Annotated in this window: 1 protein-coding gene; it reads right to left on the bottom strand. The window is 63.4% G+C overall.

Going from position 1 to position 205, the window contains the following annotated elements; all coding sequences use genetic code 11:
- Window positions 1-57: 57 nt before the first annotated feature.
- Window positions 58-177, bottom strand: coding sequence for a helix-turn-helix domain-containing protein (locus tag G6R25_RS30000; RefSeq protein WP_473246933.1), 120 nt, complete (start codon window positions 175-177; stop codon window positions 58-60).
- Window positions 178-205: the final 28 nt, after the last annotated feature.

Below are 205 nucleotides of genomic sequence, written 5' to 3'. Positions count from 1 at the left end.
AACACACCAACACCACATTGATGTCACGCAAAGCGACGAAACGTTACCGGGAAAGCCTCAGTCCAGGCCGATCTCGTTGAACCGGTGGATCACCCCCCGGACCGTGTCCTCGTCCGCGACGACCAGCCGGGCGATCGCGGGCACCGGTGTCCCACTCGTCGACGCCATGACAATCAGAGCACGGCGGACCCGGATCGAGCCATGC

This window comes from Candidatus Frankia alpina, from assembly GCF_902806485.1.
Lineage (GTDB): Bacteria > Actinomycetota > Actinomycetes > Frankiales > Frankiaceae > Frankia > Frankia alpina.
Note: the sequence above shows the minus strand (reverse complement) of the source record. Positions and strands in the feature narration are given on the sequence as shown.